Consider the following 1,280-nt stretch of genomic DNA (forward strand, 5'->3'; position numbering starts at 1 on the left):
CCCGTCAAATTACCCGGTTATTGCAGAAGCTCAATCAAGATGGTGTTTCAGGTCTGGCTCATGCCAGTCGTGGTCAACCTGGCCATCGTCGCCATGATGACTTGTTAAAAGCAAAGTGCCTTTCCATTATTTCTGAACATCTGCTGGGCTTTGGGCCCACCTTGGCGCATGAGAAGCTCAGCAGCATGTTTGAGCTGAATATTCCTGTGGAAACAGTTCGTCGCTGGATGACTGCCAATGAGCTCTGGATTCCGCGATCCAAGCGTCTGAAACGTCCATATCAGCCTAGATATAACCGTGATTGCTTCGGTGAACTGATCCAGATTGATGGCTCCTATCATGACTGGTTTGAAGGACGATCCGCCAAATGCTGTTTGCTGGTTTATATCGATGACGCCACTGGAAAGCTGTTGCATCTGCGCTTTTGTGAGGCTGAAACGACCTTCGACTATATGCTTTCCACGAGAGCCTACATTAAGCAATATGGCAAGCCTTTGGCCTTTTATAGCGATAAACACTCAGTATTCCGAGTGAATCAGAAATCGAGCCAAGACAGCAAGATCACGCAATTTGGGCGGATTCTGAATGAGTTAAACATCGATATTATTTTTGCCAACTCACCACAGGCCAAAGGACGTGTGGAACGTGCTAACAGGACACTTCAGGATCGTCTGATCAAAGAGATGCGTCTGGAAGGCATCAGTTCGATTGCTGAAGCCAATGCTTGGCTACCCTGCTTCATTGAGCAGTTCAATCAGAAGTTCGCCAAGTGTGCGCGTAACTCAAAGAATTTACATCGACCATTAACCGAATCTGATCTTGAACTGGATGATATTTTTACCTGGCAGGAACCACGTAAGGTCACCAAGAATCTAACCCTGACGTATGACAAATGTATTTATATGCTTGAACCGACTGAATTGAACCAGAAATTAGTTGGACAATACATTTCATTTCTGGAGTACCCGGATGGCACTGTTGCGATCATGTATGAAGGACGGAAGATCAACTACAGTATCTTCAATAAACTGACTGGACTGCAGCAGAATGAAGTGGTTGAGAATAAACGGTTAGGCGCAGTTCTGGCCCATATCCAACAACAGCATGAAGAGTTGGAAAAACAGAATAAACGTTCCCGTGCCAAGAAAAGTATGCCGAGTCGTAAAGCTCAGAAAGCTAGCAATGAACAAAGAAATTTAAATCCTGTTCTTGACTCTTGCAGTTAAAAACAGGACATTTTAAATGGTTTATCGCATAGACATTTTAATTGGTGAATAACA

1 protein-coding gene is annotated in these 1,280 nt (G+C 44.3%); it reads left to right on the plus strand.

Going from position 1 to position 1,280, the window contains the following annotated elements; translation table 11 throughout:
• A partial coding sequence (locus FTU03_RS15990) for an ISNCY family transposase (protein ID WP_179989181.1) occupies positions 1 to 1,226 on the plus strand: 1,226 nt, incomplete at its 5' end.
• Between the last annotated feature and the right edge of the window lie 54 nt (positions 1,227 to 1,280).

The organism is Acinetobacter sp. YH12046 (assembly GCF_013419905.1).
GTDB lineage: Bacteria > Pseudomonadota > Gammaproteobacteria > Pseudomonadales > Moraxellaceae > Acinetobacter.